At 71.5% G+C, this 1,679-nt stretch carries 1 protein-coding gene; it reads left to right on the top strand.

All coding sequences use genetic code 11. The features are described 5' to 3' along the window. The coding region (gene tkt / locus CR157_RS21965; RefSeq protein ID WP_110285644.1) for a transketolase at positions 1-1,679 on the top strand (1,679 nt) is incomplete at both ends.

The following is a 1,679-nucleotide window of genomic DNA, read 5'->3' on the forward strand; positions in this document are numbered from 1 at the left end:
GACCCCCGGCCACCCCGAGTTCGGCTATGCCCCGGGCATCGAGACCACCACCGGCCCCCTGGGCCAGGGCCTGGCCAACGCCGTGGGCATGGCGCTCGCCGAGAAGACCCTCGCCGCCCAGTTCAACCGCCCCGGCCACGCCATCGTCGACCACCACACCTGGTGCTTCGTCGGCGACGGCTGCCTGATGGAGGGCATCTCCCACGAGGTGGCGTCGCTGGCCGGCACCCAGGGCCTGGGCAAGCTGGTGGTCTTCTACGACGACAACGGCATCTCCATCGACGGCGAGGTCGAGGGCTGGTTCACCGACGACACTGCCCAGCGCTTCGCGGCCTACGGCTGGCACGTGGTGCCCAGCGTCGACGGCCACAAGCCGGAAGAGATCCAGGCGGCCATCGAACTGGCCAAGCAGCACGACGACAAGCCCAGCCTGATCCTCTGCCAGACCGTCATCGGCTTCGGCGCCCCCAACAAGCAGGGCAAGGAGGAGTGCCACGGCGCGGCGCTGGGCGAGGACGAGGTCGCCGCGGCCCGCGTCCGGCTCGACTGGCCCCACGCCCCCTTCCACATTCCCGAGCCGATCTACCAGGGCTGGGATGCCCGCGAGGCCGGCCAGACCCGCCAGGCCGACTGGCAGGCGCGCTTCGCCCGCTATGCCGAGGCCTATCCGGCCGAGGCCAGGGAGTTCCAGCGCCGCTTGAAGGGTGAACTGCCGGTGGATCTCACCAGCGAGGCGCTGATCGAGCAGGCCCAGGCGCAGGGCGAGAGCGTGGCCAGCCGCAAGGCCTCGCTGGCCTGCCTCAACGCCCTCGGCCCGCAACTGCCCGAGCTGCTCGGCGGCAGCGCCGACCTGGCGCCCTCCAACCTGACCTTCTGGAACGGGGCCAAGGCCATCGCGAAGGACGACGCCGGCGGCAACTACCTGCACTACGGGGTGCGCGAGTTCGGCATGGGCGCGATCATGAACGGCATCGCCCTGCACGGCGGCTTCGTGCCCTATGGCGCCACCTTCCTGATCTTCATGGAGTACATGCGCAACGCGGTGCGCATGGCGGCGCTGATCGGCACCCGGGCGATCTACGTCTTCACCCACGACTCCATCGGCCTGGGCGAGGACGGCCCCACCCACCAGCCCATCGAGCAGCTCACCGCCCTGCGCGCGACGCCCAACCTGGCCACCTGGCGCCCCTGCGACGCGGTGGAGACCGCCGCCGCCTGGAACGCCGCCCTCAAGCGCCAGGCCGGCCCCACCGCCCTGGTGCTGTCGCGCCAGACCCTGCCGCACCAGGCGCGCACCAAGCAGCAGCTGGCCGAGATCCAGCGCGGCGGTTATGTGCTGCGCGACAGCGAGGGCACGCCCGAGCTGATCCTGATCGCCACCGGCGCCGAGGTGGGCCTGGCCATGGACGCCGCGGCGGAGCTGGAGCAGGCCGGCCGCGCGGTGCGGGTGGTCTCGATGCCCTCGACCAACCGCTTCGACGCCCAGGACGCCGAGTACCGCGAGCGCGTGCTGCCGAGGGCGGTGAGCGCACGGCTCGCCATCGAGGCCGGCCATGTCGACGCCTGGTACAAGTACGTGGGCCTCGACGGCCGGGTGGTCGGCATGACCAGCTACGGCGAGTCGGGCAAGGCCGGCGACCTGTTCAAGCACTTCGGCTTCACCGTCGACAACGTCGTCG

This window comes from Halomonas sp. LBP4 (assembly GCF_003202205.1).
In the GTDB taxonomy this organism is placed as follows: Bacteria; Pseudomonadota; Gammaproteobacteria; order Pseudomonadales; family Halomonadaceae; genus Halomonas; species Halomonas flagellata.